The following is a 16,041-nucleotide window of genomic DNA, read 5'->3' on the forward strand; positions in this document are numbered from 1 at the left end:
CCATCGGCGGCATGCTCATCGCATGGCGCTCGCTTGCGTGTTCCGCATCAAGACCTTCTGCTGGTCGCCCATGACGTGGGCGTGGAAGGCTATCGCGGCCTCGGACAGGTCGCTCTCCGGGGCATATTCCGGCGCGAAGTTGCTGTAGCGGTCGACGCCACGCACCAGCGTGGCGCTGTCGTTCGTTCCCACCACCTGCCGCACATGGGTCGGCAGATAGCGGATGGCAAAGCCGATCCGGCGCTTGCCCGATGGGTTCGGGTCGCTGCCATGGATCAGGCGGACGTGATGCAGCGACATCTCGCCGGGCTGAAGCTGCAGCATCACCGCCTTGCTCTCATCGACGTCGACCGCGATCTCCTGCCCGCGTGTCAGCAGGTTGTCGGTCGCAAAGGTGTCGCGGTGGGCGACCTGCTCCAGCGTCTGGGTATCGGGAATGACGCGCATGGCGCCATTCTCGGCGGTGCTTTCGGACAGCGCGACCCACGCGGTGACGATATCGGCGGGGTCGAGCCCCCAATAGGTCGAGTCCTGATGCCAGGAGACGAAGCCGGGATCGCGGGCCTCCTTGATGAAGAAGGTGGAACTCCAGCAGAGGATGTCGGGGCCGATCACGCTTTCGACTGCATCGAGAATGGCCGGATGGCGGATCAGGCCATCAAGCCAAGTGAACAGCAGATGGCTCTTGTGGCGCATCGATCCCTTGAGCAGGCCGTACGCGGCCTCGTGCGCCTCCAGTTTCGCGCGAATGCCTTCGACCTCGCCCGCCGACATGACCCTGATCGGCGCGTAGTAGCCGTGCTCGCGGTAGTGGTTGATGGCAGCTTCGGGCAGGACGGCCATGGTTTCCTCATTTCATATATGACTTCTTATTTGCATATATGAAATCGAGTTTCCAGCCCGAGCCAAGCCACGGGCGAGCGGTTCCGCGGTCCTGATTGCGTCCGAATCGGGCCTAGAGGCGCCGTTCAGAAACCGGTTGCCAGCGCCACCGGGCGGCGAAAAGATGGAGTCAAACCGAAAAGGGAGTGCTCCGTCGTGCATGTGAAAGACAAGGTCTGCGTCGTGACCGGAGCGGCTGGCGGTATCGGCGAGGCCGTGGCGCGGGCCTATGCCGAGGCTGGGGCCCGCGGCGTTGTCGTCGCCGATCTCAAGACCACGCGCGAGCGGCTCGCGAGCGTCGCCGGCGATATCGACGGGCTGGCGGTGACCGCCGATGTCGGGCTGGAAGAGGACATCAAGGCGCTAGTCGCGGCGGCGGAAGCCAAATATGGCCCGGTCGACATCTTCTTCTCCAATGCCGGGCTGTCGCGCAAGGGACAGGAGACCGCCTCCGACGCCGACTGGGATGTGAGCTGGCGCGTGCATGTGATGAGCCACGTGTTCGCGGCGCGGGCGCTGGTGCCCGGCATGCTCGCGCGCGGCTCCGGCTATCTGCTCAACACAGCGTCCGCCGCGGGTCTCTTGGCGTCGCTGAACTCGATGCCGTATGGCGTGACCAAGAACGCCGCGGTCGCGCTCGCCGAGCATCTTGCCATCCAGTATGGCGACCGCGGCATCCGCGTCTCCGTGCTGTGCCCGCAATCGGTGCAGACAGGCATGACCACGCCGGGCCCGAGCGCGGCGCGGGTCGATGGCGTCATGCAGCCGGCCGAAGTCGCGCGCATCGTGATCGAGGCGATGGCGGAAGAACGCTTCCTGATCCTCTCGCATCTGCAGGTGCAGGAGTACATACAGCGAAAAGCGTCCAATCGTGACCGCTGGCTCGCCGGGATGCGCCGCTTGCGCGACCGCATCTACGGCGCGCCGCCAGCAGCGTGAGCCTTTCCACCGTCATTGCGAGCAGCGAAGCGACGAAGCGATCCACGTCTCCGCAAGTGGCGGCATGGATCGCTTCGCTGCGCTCGCAATGACGAATCATGTCGCCTTAGGCGCAAATTCCTTGAGCAGGCCCATGTAGCCCTTCGCGGCTGGAAGCGCGTAGGCGCCGCGGCGCGAGGTCGTGAGCCTGAGGCCGACCAGGGCCTCGGCCTGCTTCACCGCGGCGGCGACGCCATCGATGACGGGGACGCCGAATTTCTGCGACAGTGCGGCCGCAAGGTCGGCCATGCCGGCGCAGCCCAGCACGATCGCCTCCGCGCCGCGGTCCAGCGCCTGCTCGATCTCGGCGCGAAGCTTTTCCTCCGCGCCCGAGCCCGGTTTTTCCAGATCGAGCACCGCGACGTTGCATGCTGTCACCGAGACCCGTTCGGCAAATCCATAGCGACGCACCAGCTCTTGCAGCGGCACGACCGAGCGCGGCAGCGTGGTGACGATCGCGATGCGCTTTGCGAGTTGGCCGGCGGTGACCAGCGCCGCCTCGCAAATGCCGACCACCGGGAATGGCGCCGCCGATCGCGCCGCATCCAATCCGGTGTCGTCGAAGCAGGCGATGATGCCGGCATCGGCGTCCTGCGCGCCGAGTAGCGCCTGGATCAGGCCGGGGACCGCGAAGGCCTCGTCGTAATATCCTTCGATCGAGACCGGCCCGATCGCCGAGGTCACGGCAGCAATCTCAGTGCCGGGAGATGCCACCGCGCGCGCCGCGGCGGCGATGGTCTCGGTCATCGTGACGGTGGTGTTGGGATTGACGATCAGGATTCTTGTCGGTGCCATGGCGTCATCGTAGCCAAATTGAAGCCGCCTGGCAAAATTGGTCACGTCCCATGACCTTCCTCAAGGAGCCTGTGGCCGCTTGCGGGCCGCTGTGGCATGCTCAGCGCGACTTCCTCATGCCAAGTTGCACAGGGTCCTAACCTAGGGAGGACGGCCATGGTAACTTATGTCGTGTTGGCGAAGTTCACCGATCAGGGAATCCGCAACGCCAAGGACTCTCCGAAGCGAGCGGAAGCTTTCAAGGAAATGGCGAAGACGTTCGGCGTGACGGTGAAGGAGATCTGCTGGACCCAGGGGCGATATGACGTCGTGACCTTCCTCGAGGCGCCGGATGAGTCGTCCGCCATGTCGCTCAGTCTCAGCCTCGGCGCCCTTGGCAATGTTCGCAGCGAGACACTGCGGGCGTATTCGGCGGCCGAGATGACGAAGATCATCGGCAACATGCTCTGACATCACTGCTGTTGCCAACGCGGTTGTTCGGGCCGCCGCCGGCCGGCGCTCCGAGGTGGCGGGTCGTGTGCAGCCGCTTACTGCTGAGCCTGCCTCTCGAGCAGGTGATCCTTGACCAGGCGCACGGCGCCCCGCCGCCACGAATAGTCGGCGCCCATGCGAAGCCCGCTGTCGGCCCGCGAAACGACGGCGCCGGTTCTGATGTCGCGGACTTGAAATCCGATCGTGTATTCGGTGCGGCTGACCCGCCGCACCACGCCGATCAGCGATTGATCCGCGCCGAGTTTCAGGGCGATGCCGGCTTCGCAGCCGCCGCAGTCGCGCAGCGTATGCGTCTTGACCGCTTCCGCGTTCGTGCCGCTGGTCTCGATCACCCGGTAACGGCCCGATTGCGCGAGCAGTTCGCGAACGCCATTGGTGGCATCGGCCAATTGTGCCGCATCCGAAGCCGCGACACCGCTTGCCTGAGCGGCGGCAGTGGTATCTTCCAGCTCGAAGTCGAACACCGCAAGCGCGACCGGCGCGGACGCAACTGCCGGAGATGCAGCTAGCTGCGCCGCAAGTGCCGCACGAATGTCGCGGGACAGGAAGGTCTCAGCGCGATCCCACGCCTCGTCATTGTCGCCCCGAAACGTGTAGCGCCTTTCGAACAGGATACGGTTGGTGCCGACGTCGATGACCGCCGCGCTTGCGAACTGGACCAGGGTGCTCATCTTCTGCACCGCGCCTGTGATCAGGACGTTGGCGCCGCCTTGCGCCGCGGCCTGCATGCGCTCGGCGGACGTCGCCCGATTGTCCGTCGAGGGCGGGACGAGGCGGTAGTGTCCGTCCGCCTCGACGTCGCGTCTCAGCGCGGCCATGAACGCCTGCAGGCGCTTTTGATGGGCGGCGGTCTGATCGATAGGCTCGCCCGAGGTGTCGAGATAGCCGAAGTCTTCAATCGTGACGCCCAAAGTCCGGGCTGCGGGCGCTCCGGTATCGGCATTGGCGGAACCGAAGCCCAGCAAGAGCCCAAGCACGGCAACGGCATGCAAACCAAGACGGGATCGGCGCATCGGCGGACCTTTCAGTGATCATGCGGACGTCCAGGCTATGCCGACCAGGCCCACCGCTGAAGCTGAGCCCTCCCGACGGTAACCGGGAAAACTTCACGACGTCATTCTCGGGTTGCGAGCAGCGCTTTCCGCCGCTTGCATTCTGCCGTTAAATGTATGGGTCCCGCTCGTAGAGCGGGAGTCCAAAGTTGGCCGCGCGAGGGGGATCCGCAAGATGTGGGACCACAGGAGCGATCTGAAGGTACGGTTGATGCTGCGCGTTGCGGCCGTATCTGCCCTCTGTTTTGCGGCCATCTCGGCCTATTTCCTCATCGACGCCGATAGGTCCGTGCGCGCCAGGACCAATGCGATCGCCGACGTCGCGGCAAAGACGCTGGAGCTGCAGCAAAACAAGATCCAGTGGGTGAACAATCCGCGGCCCGAATTTCCCGACCTCGACAATGTCGCGACGGCGGTCATAACGCCCGGTCTCTGTCTTGCGTTTCGCGCCAGCGATGGCGATATCCGGCAGCGCTTCTGCGGCGGCGCGCCGAACGAGGACAGCGCTCCGCCACAAATATTCGCGGCGTTCTATCGCAGCCTGTTCGATCCAGGCCGAGAGGCCACGCGGCCCGTGATGTCTCGCGGCGCCATCATCGGCGAAGCCGTCGTCTGGGTTGATCCGGCCGTGCTCACGGCCGGGGCCTGGCACGAAGCGGGCCGTCTGATGACCGTGCTCGCGGTCGCGCTGCCGTTATTGTGCGCGCTGGTCTATGCGGCCCTTGCACGCGCGCTGCGTCCGACGCGGTTGATCCGGAGCGGTCTCGAGCGGATCGCCGCAGGCGACCTCACTGCGCGCCTGCCGCCGTTCGATCTTGCCGAGCTTTCGACCATCCGCGATGTGTTCAATCACCTCGCGGAGAGCCTCGGCACGGCGCTGTCCGAGCGCAGCGAATTGACCCGCAGGCTGATCGCGCTGCAGGACGAGGAGCGCCGACATCTTGCGCGGGAGCTGCATGATGAATTCGGGCAGTCGCTCGCCGCGATTCGCGCGCTGGCGGCATCGGCCCGCCATACCGCGGGACAGGATTGTCCCGCCATGCTCGCCGAATGCGACGGCATTGCGCGGATTGCGACCGACATGATGGAGACCCTGCGCGGCGCGCTGTTCAGATTGCGTCCGCCCGACGTCGAGGAACTTGGACTGGCGGCAAGCCTGGAAGGTCTGGTCGCCGGCTGGAACGGGCGCAGCCGGGGACAGCCCCGCTTCGAAATCATTTTTTTCGGTCGGTTGGAGAATACGCCTGCGGCGGTCAGCGCCAATCTCTACCGCATCGTGCAGGAAGCGCTCACCAACGCGGCCAAGCATGCGGGCGCGATGCGGGTCATGCTACGACTGAGCATGCGTGAGGCGGAGGCTCCCTCGAATGAGGGCGCTACAATCGAGCTCGACATCGAGGATGATGGCCGGCTCGGCGATCCCGCCGTGAAATCCGGAATGGGTTTGCTCGGGATGCGCGAGCGCGTCGCCGCCCTCGGAGGGCGGCTGAGGTTTGAAGCCGGGCAAAACGGCGGCTCTACCTTGCGCGTCGTTATTCCCGTCGCGCCGTCCAGACAGCATGGCGCCACCCTGGAGCGTGCGGCATGAATGGCAGCGGCCACGCCATCATGCTGGTCGACGATCACGCCGTCGTTCGCGAGGGCTATCGCTCGGTGCTGCAGAAGCAGCCGGGATTGCGCGTCGTTGCCGAAGCTTCCGATGGCGCCGAGGCCTATCGGCTGTTCAAAGCCACCGAGCCCGACCTTGTTATCATGGATCTGAGCATGCCCGGCATCGGCGGCATCGAGGCGATCAGGCGCATCCGGCAATGGGACAAGCGCGCCAGGATCCTCGTGTTCACGATGCACCAGAACGCGGCCTTTGCGGTGCAGGCAATCCGTGCCGGCGCCAGCGGCTATGTCACCAAGACAAGCCCGCCCGAAACGCTCGTGCACGCCGTGATGGATGTTCTGGCCGGAAAAATCGCCATCAGTCCCGATATCGATCATGAACTGGCGCTTAGCCGGCTTGCTGGCGAAGCCGCTGCCGCGGATGTTCTCTCCGCGCGCGAATTCGAAGTGCTGCGCATGCTGCTGGCCGAGAGGACGACCGAGGAAATCGCCGAGGCGCTTCACATCAGTCCCAAGACGGTGGCGAACCTGCACTCCCTCATCAAGGACAAGCTCGGCGTCGGCTCGGATATCGAGCTGGTACGGCTGGCGCTGCGGCAGGGGATATTGACGCAGATCGATCTGGGAGAGGCGTGAGGGGAGCGCTCACTTAACGGAAGGCGCCTTCAAAGGACCGAATCCACCCACGCTGCGAATGCATCGAGCACCTCGTCCATCACCTCGCGGTCGTTGCGGCCTGAACGGACCAGCACATGGAAGGAATGATCGGCTTCCTTCACCAGATGCAGCGTCGCCAATGATCCGAGCTCCTTGACCGCCGGCTCGAGCAGCTTCAATTCCGCCAACGCATCGCGCGTGCCCTGCAGGAACAGCATCGGGATTTTGATATCCGCGAGATGCTTTGCCCGCTCGGTGGATGGCTTTCCGGCTATATGCAGCGGGAAGGCGAGAAACACCAGGCCGCGCACGCCGGCAAGCGGCTTGATTGCCTGAGCCTGCGAGGTCATCCGTCCGCCGAAGGATTTACCGCCGGCAAAGATCGGCAGCCCGGCGCACCGCTCTGCAGCTTTCGCCACCGCGGCGCGCACGGTGGCATGCGCAATCGCGGGCGGATCGGGACGCTTGCTGCCTTTCTCCATGTAGGGGAACTGGTAACGCAACGTCGCGATGCCGCGCGCGGCAAGGCCTGCGGCAATCGCCTCCATCGAGGCATGCGTTATGCCGGCACCGGCACCGTGGGCAAACACGTAAGTGGCGCGCGCCTGCGGCGGACGAAGCAGCAGCGCCGAGACCGCGCCGGCATGTTCGACTTCGATCCTGAGGGACTGCGTGTCTGTTTTCATCGTGGTGGTATGTAGCCCGGGTGGAGCGTCAGCGTAACCCGGGACCGCTCGTAAACGTTGATGCAGAGGTTCCGGGTTGCGCTGCGCTCCACCCGGCTAGGGGCCAATCAGCGCAAGCAGCGAGTGCGACACGCCGCCACAAATGGTTCGCGAGACATCGGCGGCAGATTGTGCGAAAAGCCGAAAATGCTGCATGATACGCCACTTATCGCGACGATTGTCGCAGGGCTTGGGCTCGCTTTTGTGTTCGGTGCCCTCGCCCAGCGGTTCCGACTTCCACCATTGGTTGGCTATCTGCTCGCGGGAGTTGCGGCCGGCCCCTTTACGCCCGGCTTCGTGGCGGACCAGTCGCTGGCAACGGAGCTGGCGGAACTAGGCATCATCCTGCTGATGTTCGGGGTGGGCCTGCACTTCTCTCTCAACGATCTCCTGTCTGTCCGCGCCATCGCGCTGCCCGGTGCCGTCGTCCAGATCGCCGTCGCGACGCTGATGGGGCTCGGACTCGCCCTGGCCATGGAATGGTCAGTTGGAGCGGGCCTCGTGTTCGGGCTGGCATTGTCGGTCGCCAGCACCGTCGTGCTGCTTCGCGCGATGCAAGAGCGGCGGTTGATGGATACCGATCGCGGCAAAATCGCCGTCGGCTGGCTGATTGTCGAAGATCTGGCGATGGTGCTCGCGCTCGTGCTGCTGCCGGCACTTGCGAGCGTGCTCGGCGGCAACGGCGATGCGCAGACCGCCGGTCCGCTCGCGGCGCGCCTTGGTCTTGGACTCACGGGCACATTGTTGCTCACAGTCGCCAAGGTCGGCCTGTTCATCGCCCTGATGCTGGTGGTGGGGCGCAGGCTCATCCCCTGGATCCTCCACTATGTTGCGCACACCGGCTCCCGCGAGCTGTTCCGGCTCGCCGTGCTGGCGATCGCGCTCGGCGTTGCATTCGGTGCGACCAAGCTGTTCGACGTTTCGCTCGCGCTCGGCGCCTTCTTCGCCGGGATGATGCTGACGGAATCCCCGCTCAGCCAGCGCGCCGCGCAGGAGTCGCTGCCGCTGCGGGACGCTTTTGCGGTGCTGTTCTTCGTTTCCGTCGGCATGCTGTTCGATCCGATGAGCGTAATCCGCGAGCCGTGGCCGCTGATCGCCACGCTCTTCATCATCACCATCGGAAAATCCGTGGCAGCCTTCTTTATCGTGCTGGCCTTCAGGCATCCGGTCTCCACGGCGCTGACGATCTCCGCCAGTCTCGCCCAGATCGGAGAGTTCTCCTTCATTCTGGCGGAGATCGGCGTTGTAACCAATCTGCTTCCCAAGGAAGGTCGCGACCTGATCCTGGCCGGAGCGATCCTCTCGATCATGCTCAATCCGCTGATCTTCGCAGGCGTGGACTGGCTGATAGCGCGCCATGATCGGGACCGGTCATCGGGGGAGACAGCCGCTCCTGCCGCCCGCGAACCGATCCCGGTCACGAGCCTGACCGATCACGCGATCCTGGTCGGCTATGGCCGGGTCGGAAACATCGTTGGCAACGCAATGAAGGAGGCGGGCCAACCGTTTCTCGTCATCGAAGATGCCGATGCGGTCGTCGCCGGGCTCAAGCAGAACAATATCGAGGCGATCATGGGCAATGCGGCCCGCGCCGATGTGCTCGCCGCCGCCAATCCGTCCGCCGCCCGATATCTGGTGGTCGCGATTCCCGAAGCGTTCGAAGCCGGACAGATCGTTCAGCAGGCGCGCGTCGCCAATCCACAAATCCGGATCATCGCCCGCGCCCATTCGGATGCCGAGGTCGATCATCTCACGCGACTGGGCGCCGATACCGTCATCATGGGCGAGCGCGAGATCGCACGGGCGATGATCGAAAGCCTGCAGCGTGTGCCCGACATGCGGCAGATGGAACCGCAGCACGCCGCAACCATGATCGCTCTGCACGGTGTTCCAAATGCCCCGGCAGATCGCTAGTTTGCCGCTGTCTCGCGTGGGAACGCAGCCGACAGAAGAGGGACAGAATGGGCGCGCTGGCGGAGCTGAAGCGGATCATCGAAACCGAATCCATCGATGGGATCCACTTGTTGAACAGTCCGCACGACAACCCGATCTGTTCGCTCTCATATGACGAAAGCATACCCTGCATTGCAGTGGTGTGGCGGAAATACGCGACCAGCGCCCAGCTTCGCTTCGTTCATGAGATCATCCTTGGCATGCTCACGCAGCATGCCGCCGACAGGATCCTGGGCGATGATTCGGACCTGCCGATCGTCCACGCGGAAGATCAGAAGTGGATCGTGGAAAATTGGCTGCCGCGGGCGCGCGCGGCGGGTCTCAAGGCCGTTGCCACTGCCGTGTCGCTGACATTCTTCGGCAAGGTCTCGATCGGAAGCATTCATTCGAAGCTGGCTCGGGAAATTGCGATCAAGGACTTTCACAATATCCACTCGGCCCGCATGTGGCTCGGCAGCCTAGGCCCGCAGCAACTGGCATGAGCTTGACCCGAACTGCCGCGTGAGCGGCGCGCCGGCCGATTGACGCTGTTGATCTTCGGTGGGCGCCGTATTATGGCTCTGGCAGGGTCTGCAGTTCACCCAGGCGTCACCGTCCCCTAAGGGAAGCCAAACCTGCAAGGCGAGAATCGAACCGACACCAACCTCGTGCCGCGTCGCAAGCCGGTGACCTCCGACAATCCGTTCTGGATCGGCACTACGAGGATTGGTCATGTCCAGGATTCCCGTTCCGTTTGCCGCGGTCGACATCTCCGCGCTTGCAAAATCGCTGCGCGGCCAGCTTATGGGGCGCACCTCCGCGCCGAGCCATGTCGAGCTGCTCAACATGCTTGCGCGATCGACGGGGCATCGGAATTACCAGCAACTCCGTGCCCAAGCGCTCGACGGCCAGCATCAAAGCGGCAAGCCTGCCGCCGGCGAACCGGAGGCGGTCGACTACGGGCGCGTGAAGCGCGCCACCCGTCATTTCGATGCAGAGGGCAGGCTGCTACGCTGGCCGGCCAGGCAAAGCCTGCAGAATCTCTGCCTTTGGGTACTATGGTCGGCTTTCCCTTCCCGGCGCAGTTTTACCGAAGCGGAAGTGACAGCGTTCCTGATCGCACGACATGTCTTCGGGGATCCCGCGATACTGCGCCGCTCGCTGTGCGGCAACGGTCTCGTCTCGCGAACGCGTGACGGGCGCGAGTATCGACGCATCGAGCGCAAGCCTCCTGCCGAAGCCGCGATCCTCATCCGCCAGCTCAACGAGATAGCGCGCGGAGACGCGCAATGACCCGGGATTTGGAAGCGCCGCCGCTCACCGGGTCGACACCGCCCCTGGTGCGGACATCTCGCGGCACCATCGAATGCGCCATGGGCGGCGAGGGCCCGGCGATCCTCGCCATCCATGGTGGCATGGGCGGTCACGATCAGTCATGGCTGCTCGCCCGCGCCCTGTCGGGTGATCTGCGCGGCCATCATGTCTCGCTGTTCACACATCTCGACCTCGTGCGCGAAAGGGCGATGTCTTTGCTCGCTGAGACTCAACGAGGCGGGGCGCTGTTCGCTTGGGTTGACGGTCGTCGACGGCACCAGTTGCGGTGCATCGGCACCCGAGATTGCAGGCGACATCGACGAAGCGCTGCATAAGTGGCGGCATGTTACGATCGCGCATCGCGATCATGAGCCAGCTCTCCGCGTCGATACCCGCGATGGGACGGCTGGAGACGCCTGGTATGGCCATGCACGTATAGCACTCCGGCAGCACGGCAATGCCGAGCCCAGCAGAAACGAGGCCGAGCACGGTGTTGAGCTCGCGCGCTTCCTGCGCGATGCGCGGCGCGAATCCGGCCGCGCCGCACAGCGTCATCAGATGTTCGTGCATGCCGCAATTGACTACGGGCTCGACCCCGACAAACGGTTGGTCGACCAAATCGGTCATCTCGACCGGCGCAGCCGAGCCGGCAAACGGATGGCTCGATGGAAAGAACAGCCGCGACCGGTCGCGCCACAGCGGCACGAGCCTGATGTTCCGGTTCTGCTGCAGCATGGCGGGCGGCCGCAGGATGCCGAAATCGATCTGGTCATCCGCGAGGGCTGCGAATTGCGAGCCCGTCCCCAGATGCTGTAGTTCAATCTGCACGTCCGGATAGCGGTTGCGAAATGCGCGCAGCATTCGCGCGAAGGCTTCGCGCATCGGGACCGAACTGGTGAAAGCGAGCCGGATGGTGCCGGCTTCGCCTCGGCCGGCGCGCCGCACCGCCTCGGCGGTCTGTTCGAGCAGCTTCACCGCGCGCCGCGCGTTGTCGAGCAACACCTCGCCGGCCGGGGTGAGTTCGACCTTGTGCCGATCGCGGCTGAGCAGGATTGTTCCCACTTCGGCCTCGATCGCCTTGATCTGGGTGCTGAGCGGCGGCTGGCTGATGTTCAGCCGTCTGGCGGCACGGCTGAAGCTGAGCTCTTCCGCCACCGCGATGAAATAACGAAGCTGGCGATAATCCATCTTCTTATAGTCAAAACGTATAGCCAGGCTGTCAATATCATATTGGACGGAATAGCCGGCGGCGCCTATCACGGCAGAAAAGCACGAACAGGCCGAGGGGAAACCTGCGTCGCTCGCAGGTGCTCAGCGGCCCGGACAACCGAAGTGGCAAGGGAGGCGAGGGCGATGATTGGATTCCAGATTTGCAAGCGCGCGCGCAAGGTCGATGCCGAGACGGTCGCGAAATTCCGCGAGCTGCCGGTCGCCAATATCAGCGACTCCATGTCGCGGATGACGGCGGGCGGCGCGGCGCTGCGGCCGATCCACAAGGAAGGCGTGCTCGCCGGCCCGGCCTTCACGGTGAAGACGCGCCCCGGCGACAATCTGATGGTGCACAAGGCGATCGACATCGCCGAGCCCGGTGATGTGATCGTGGTCGACGGCGGCGGCGATCTCACCAATTCCCTGATCGGCGAGATGATGGCGGCGCAGGCCGAGCGGCGTGGGATCGCCGGCATCGTGATCTACGGCGCGATCCGCGACTACGACACGCTCCACGTCGGCACGTTCCCCGTCTACGCCGCCGGCGTCACCCATCGCGGCCCCTATAAGGACGGCCCCGGCGAGATCAACGTGCCGATCGCGATTGGCGGCACGGTGATCGCGCCTGGTGATCTCATTGTCGGCGACGGCGACGGCATCGTCTGCGTGCCGTTCGATGTTACGGCCGAAGTGCTGAAGGCGACCGAGGCCAAGCAGCAGGCCGAGATCAAACAGCTCGCGTTGATCAAGGAGGGCAAGCTCGATCGTTCCTGGGTCGACGCCACGCTGATCCGGCTCGGTTGCAAGATTGACGCTTGATCGCGACGTCGCACGCGACGTTCGCAAGGGAGTATGCCGTGTTTGCTTTTTCCGGATCGGTCCACCCGAACGGCTGTTCGTGCTGCAGCGGGCCACTGGCTTTCGAGGCCGTGATGGCTTCGCGCAGGTCTTTTTCCGTTTCGCCTCCGACCAATATCGAAGCGGCGGAAGGGCTGCGCCGCGCACAGGCCCCGAGCGGGCCGATCATCGACTGCCACGGCCATTACACCACGGAGCCGCAGGCATTGCTCGATTGGCGCAAGCGTCAGATCGCTGCGATCGGCGATCGCTCGCAGATGCCTTCGGTCGATGCGCTCAAGATCAGCGACGACGAGTTGCGGCAATCGGTCGAAGGCGCGCAACTGCGGCTGCAGCGCGAACGCGGCACGTCGGTGACGCTGTTCTCGCCGCGTGCCTCCGGCATGAGCCATCACATCGGTGACGCCGCGGTCAGCGAGGCCTGGTCGCGGGTCTCGAACGAGCTGATCTACCGGCTGACAAAGCTCTATCCGAAGAATTTCATCGGCGTCTGCCAGTTGCCGCAATCGCCTGGCGTCGAACCGAACAACTGCATCGCCGAGCTGACGCGCTGCGTCGAGGAACTCGGCTTCGTCGGATGTAACCTCAACCCGGACCCGAGCGGCGGCTACTGGAAGGATCCGCCGTTGACCGACCGCTGGTGGTATCCGCTGTATGAGAAGATGGTCGAGCTCGACGTGCCAGCGATGATCCATGTCAGCGCCGCCGCCAATCCGGTCTTCCACACCACCGGCAGCCACTACATCAATGGCGACACCACCGCCTTCATGCAGTTCCTGATGTCGGACCTGTTCAAGGACTTTCCGACGCTGAAGCTGATCATCCCGCATGGCGGCGGCGCCATTCCCTATCATTGGGGCCGCTACCGCGGCATCGCGCAAGACCAGAAGCGGCCGCCGCTGGCAGAAAGCGTGCTCAAGAACGTGTTCTTCGACACCTGCGTCTATCACCAGCCCGGCATCGACCTGCTGACGAAGGTGATTCCGGCAGAGAACATCCTGTTTGCTTCAGAGATGGTCGGTGCGGTGAAGGGCATCGATCCCCAGACCGGCTTCAATTACGACGACACGCGTCGCTACATCGATGGTTCGACGCTGCTGAGCGCGGACGAGAAGCGCGCGATCTTCGCCGGCAATGCGCGGCGCGTGTACAGCCGCATTCCCGCGGAATTCTTCAACTGAGCGGGGTACGATTACGTGATCACGGACTCGCAGGTTCATCTCTGGGAAGCACATCGGCCCGATCGGCCGTGGCCGGCTGAGCAGATCGGCAAGCCGTCCTTCGTCGCCGTCCCCGGCGCGCGGCCGCATCGCTCCGAGCCGCTCGGCGCGGATGAATTGATTGGGATGATGGACCGCACCGGCGTCGATCGCGCGGTGATCGTGCCGCCGTCGCCGGTCGGCGATTCCAACGACACGGCTCTGGAAGCAGCTCAGCGGTTTCCCGAGCGCTTTGCGGTGATGGGCCGTTTCAACCCGGATGCAGCCGGTGCGCGCGAGCGCCTGCAGACCTGGCTCGACCAGCCGGGGATGCTCGGCATCCGCATGACCTTCTACAAGCCGCAATGGGCGCGGTGGCTCGTGCCCGGCACGATCGAATGGTTCTGGTCGGACTGCCAGCGCCTCGGTATTCCGCTGATGGCGCTCGCGCCCGGCCTGCTCAAGGAGATTGCGACGCTGGCCGGGCGCTATCCCGGCCTCACCGTCATCCTCGATCACATGGCGCGGCAGAGCGCGCTACGCGATCAAGCCTGTTTCGCCGATCTCGATGAGCTGCTGTCGCTCGCGCGGTTTCCGAACATCGCGATCAAGGCGAGCTCGCTGCCTTGCTACACCGACAGCGCCTATCCGTTCGCCAGCCTGGAGCCCTATCTGCGGCGAACCTTCGAGGCATTCGGCGCCGATCGCATCATGTGGGGATCCGATCTCACGCGCCTGCCGTGCTCCTATCTCGAATGTCTCGACCATATGCGGCGCGAACTTCCGTTCCTGACCGATGACGATCGCCGGCAGGTGCTCGGCGGCACCGCGGCCGCGCTGCTGCGCTGGCGCGAGACGGGAGGCGCCGTCACATCAGCAACATCGAACGAGGCCCGCCCGTGACCGACCAGATCAACCGACGCACCGTCCTGTCGCTGCTTGCCGGCGCTACGCTATTGCCTGGCCTACCCAGGATGGCTTTTGCTGCCGGTTATCCCGAGCGCCCGATTCATGTCGCTGTGCCGTTCTCGGCGGGCGGCGCGGTCGATATCGTCGCACGCACCGTGATGCAGCAGGCCGGTCCGCAGCTCGGCCAGCCGATCGTGATCGAGAACCGGCCCGGCGCCAGCGGCAATATCGCGACCGGCTTCGTCGCCAAGTCCGATCCCGACGGCTACAACGTCTTGATCGCTGCCAACAACCTCGCGACCAATGAAGCATTGTTCGACAGCCTGCCGTTCAATGCGGAGAAGGACCTGGAGCCGGTCGCCCTGGTCGGCTATTCGCCGTTGATCCTGGTGGTGCAGCCGCAATTCGAGGCCAAGACGGTCAAGGACCTCGTCGACATGGCCAAGGCGACGCCGGACAAGCTCACCTTTGCCTCCGCCGGCACCGGAACCTCGGGCCATCTTGCGGCGGAGATCTTCAAGCAGGTGACCGGCATCCAGGCGCTGCATGTGCCGTACAAGGGCGGCGCGCAGGCGATGGTCGATATCATAGCCGGCCGCGTCTCCTTCATGTTCGTCGATCCCGTGCAGGGCATGCCGCAGATTCGCGCCAACCAACTCCGTCCCGTCGCCGTCAGCTCGCGCGAGCGACTGGTGCTGTTGCCGGATGTCCCGACCGTCACCGAGGCCGGTTTCCCCGGCGTCGAGGCCACCGTCTGGTGGGGCTTCCTGGTTCCGGCCGGCACGCCAAAGGAGATCGTGGTGCGATTGAACAAGGAGATCGACCTCGCGCTCGGCGATCAGAAGGTGAAGGACAGCCTTCGCGAGATGGGCGCCGTGGTCAAGGGCGGTTCGCCGGAGGATTTCCGCGCCTTCATCAAGTCCGAGACCGAACGCTGGGGCAACATCATCCGCACCGCCAAGATCAAGGCCGAATGACTCGTTGGCGTTGCAAGCGCGCTCGGTCTCACCTCACTCCGCTTGCGGGGAGAGGTCGACATTCAAGCGCAGCTTGAATTTCGGGTGGGGGGAACTCTCCGCGAGTCCATCTGTCATGGTGTTTGCGGAGGCTGCCTTTCACCCCAACCCTCCCCCGTAAGAACGCAGGGCTGTCCGGGGAATGAATCGCTATGTCGCAGTGCATGCTCGGCAAAACCGAGGCAAATCGGTCTTTTCTGGTTGTCGAGACACAGAAGGCCGAGCATGCGATTTCGCGGTAGCATTTTTGGGAAGCTCCTTGAACCGATCAGTCGACGGCGGTTTCAGACAGTTGTGGATGGTCTGGACGGGGATGGCTACGACAAGTCCTTCAAGAGCTGGGATCACCTGGTGGCGCTGATCTATGCGCAACTGAGCGGTCACGACAGTCTGCGCGGGGTGGAGGCGGGGT

Annotated in this window: 17 protein-coding genes; 12 read left to right on the plus strand and 5 right to left on the minus strand. The window is 64.4% G+C overall.

Annotation, left to right across the window (positions count from 1 at the left end; all coding sequences use genetic code 11):
* Nucleotides 1–15: 15 nt before the first annotated feature.
* On the minus strand, nt 16–843 hold the full coding sequence (locus YY7_RS0142535; RefSeq protein ID WP_028168474.1) for a phytanoyl-CoA dioxygenase family protein: 828 nt from the start codon (nt 841–843) through the stop codon (nt 16–18).
* A gap of 195 nt (nt 844–1,038) precedes the next feature.
* Here YY7_RS0142535 and YY7_RS0142540 point away from each other — a divergent pair, with 195 nt between their 5' ends.
* Nucleotides 1,039–1,821: an SDR family oxidoreductase gene (locus tag YY7_RS0142540; protein ID WP_028168475.1), complete on the plus strand. Its 783-nt coding sequence runs from the start codon at nt 1,039–1,041 to the stop codon at nt 1,819–1,821.
* A 96-nt stretch (nt 1,822–1,917) separates the two neighbouring features.
* On the opposite strand, the gene YY7_RS0142545 is transcribed toward YY7_RS0142540, so the two are convergent.
* Nucleotides 1,918–2,655, minus strand: a complete 738-nt coding sequence (locus tag YY7_RS0142545; protein ID WP_028168476.1) for an aspartate/glutamate racemase family protein — start codon at nt 2,653–2,655, stop codon at nt 1,918–1,920.
* 156 nt (nt 2,656–2,811) lie between these two features.
* Here YY7_RS0142545 and YY7_RS0142550 point away from each other — a divergent pair, with 156 nt between their 5' ends.
* A complete protein-coding gene (locus tag YY7_RS0142550) occupies nt 2,812–3,105 on the plus strand; it encodes a GYD domain-containing protein (protein WP_028168477.1) in 294 nt (97 codons plus the stop codon).
* A gap of 77 nt (nt 3,106–3,182) precedes the next feature.
* On the opposite strand, the gene YY7_RS0142555 is transcribed toward YY7_RS0142550, so the two are convergent.
* Nucleotides 3,183–4,160, minus strand: a complete 978-nt coding sequence (locus YY7_RS0142555; RefSeq protein WP_028168478.1) for a DUF3280 domain-containing protein — start codon at nt 4,158–4,160, stop codon at nt 3,183–3,185.
* Between the two features lie 214 nt (nt 4,161–4,374).
* Here YY7_RS0142555 and YY7_RS0142560 point away from each other — a divergent pair, with 214 nt between their 5' ends.
* Nucleotides 4,375–5,787, plus strand: coding sequence for a sensor histidine kinase (locus tag YY7_RS0142560; RefSeq protein WP_028168479.1), 1,413 nt, complete (start codon nt 4,375–4,377; stop codon nt 5,785–5,787).
* A complete protein-coding gene (locus YY7_RS0142565) occupies nt 5,784–6,446 on the plus strand; it encodes a response regulator (RefSeq protein WP_028168480.1) in 663 nt (220 codons plus the stop codon). The genes YY7_RS0142560 and YY7_RS0142565 overlap by 4 nt, the downstream gene beginning before the upstream one ends.
* Before the next feature lie 29 nt (nt 6,447–6,475).
* Here YY7_RS0142565 and YY7_RS0142570 read toward each other — a convergent pair whose 3' ends face one another.
* Nucleotides 6,476–7,153, minus strand: a complete 678-nt coding sequence (locus YY7_RS0142570; RefSeq protein ID WP_051397227.1) for an alpha/beta hydrolase family protein — start codon at nt 7,151–7,153, stop codon at nt 6,476–6,478.
* Between the two features lie 186 nt (nt 7,154–7,339).
* Here YY7_RS0142570 and ybaL point away from each other — a divergent pair, with 186 nt between their 5' ends.
* The 3 genes from ybaL to YY7_RS0142585 all read left to right on the plus strand — a co-directional run bounded on the left by ybaL (nt 7,340) and on the right by YY7_RS0142585 (nt 10,417).
* Complete coding sequence (gene ybaL / locus YY7_RS54720) at nt 7,340–9,106, plus strand: YbaL family putative K(+) efflux transporter (protein WP_051397228.1); 1,767 nt, start codon at nt 7,340–7,342, stop codon at nt 9,104–9,106.
* 47 nt (nt 9,107–9,153) lie between these two features.
* Entirely contained in the window at nt 9,154–9,627 is a 474-nt protein-coding gene (locus tag YY7_RS0142580; protein WP_028168482.1) for a hypothetical protein, read from the plus strand.
* Between the two features lie 229 nt (nt 9,628–9,856).
* Nucleotides 9,857–10,417, plus strand: coding sequence for a DUF2087 domain-containing protein (locus tag YY7_RS0142585; RefSeq protein ID WP_028168483.1), 561 nt, complete (start codon nt 9,857–9,859; stop codon nt 10,415–10,417).
* Nucleotides 10,418–10,615: 198 nt separating this feature from the next.
* Here YY7_RS0142585 and YY7_RS54725 read toward each other — a convergent pair whose 3' ends face one another.
* Nucleotides 10,616–11,626 (minus strand): LysR substrate-binding domain-containing protein, encoded by a 1,011-nt coding sequence (locus YY7_RS54725; RefSeq protein WP_080664094.1) that lies wholly within the window; start codon nt 11,624–11,626, stop codon nt 10,616–10,618.
* Nucleotides 11,627–11,791: 165 nt separating this feature from the next.
* Between YY7_RS54725 and YY7_RS0142595 the strand changes: the two genes are divergently transcribed.
* From YY7_RS0142595 to YY7_RS59260, 5 genes are all read left to right on the plus strand, one after another.
* Nucleotides 11,792–12,466 (plus strand): RraA family protein, encoded by a 675-nt coding sequence (locus tag YY7_RS0142595; RefSeq protein WP_028168484.1) that lies wholly within the window; start codon nt 11,792–11,794, stop codon nt 12,464–12,466.
* 113 nt (nt 12,467–12,579) lie between these two features.
* Complete coding sequence (locus YY7_RS0142600) at nt 12,580–13,686, plus strand: amidohydrolase family protein (RefSeq protein ID WP_080664095.1); 1,107 nt, start codon at nt 12,580–12,582, stop codon at nt 13,684–13,686.
* Between the two features lie 15 nt (nt 13,687–13,701).
* Entirely contained in the window at nt 13,702–14,607 is a 906-nt protein-coding gene (locus tag YY7_RS54730; RefSeq protein ID WP_051397229.1) for an amidohydrolase family protein, read from the plus strand.
* On the plus strand, nt 14,604–15,590 hold the full coding sequence (locus tag YY7_RS0142610; RefSeq protein ID WP_028168486.1) for a Bug family tripartite tricarboxylate transporter substrate binding protein: 987 nt from the start codon (nt 14,604–14,606) through the stop codon (nt 15,588–15,590). The genes YY7_RS54730 and YY7_RS0142610 overlap by 4 nt, the downstream gene beginning before the upstream one ends.
* A gap of 264 nt (nt 15,591–15,854) precedes the next feature.
* Nucleotides 15,855–16,041: DUF4372 domain-containing protein (locus YY7_RS59260; RefSeq protein WP_155255562.1), on the plus strand; the 187-nt coding region annotated here is incomplete at its 3' end.

This window comes from Bradyrhizobium elkanii WSM2783, assembly GCF_000472865.1.
Taxonomy (GTDB): Bacteria; Pseudomonadota; Alphaproteobacteria; order Rhizobiales; family Xanthobacteraceae; genus Bradyrhizobium; species Bradyrhizobium elkanii_A.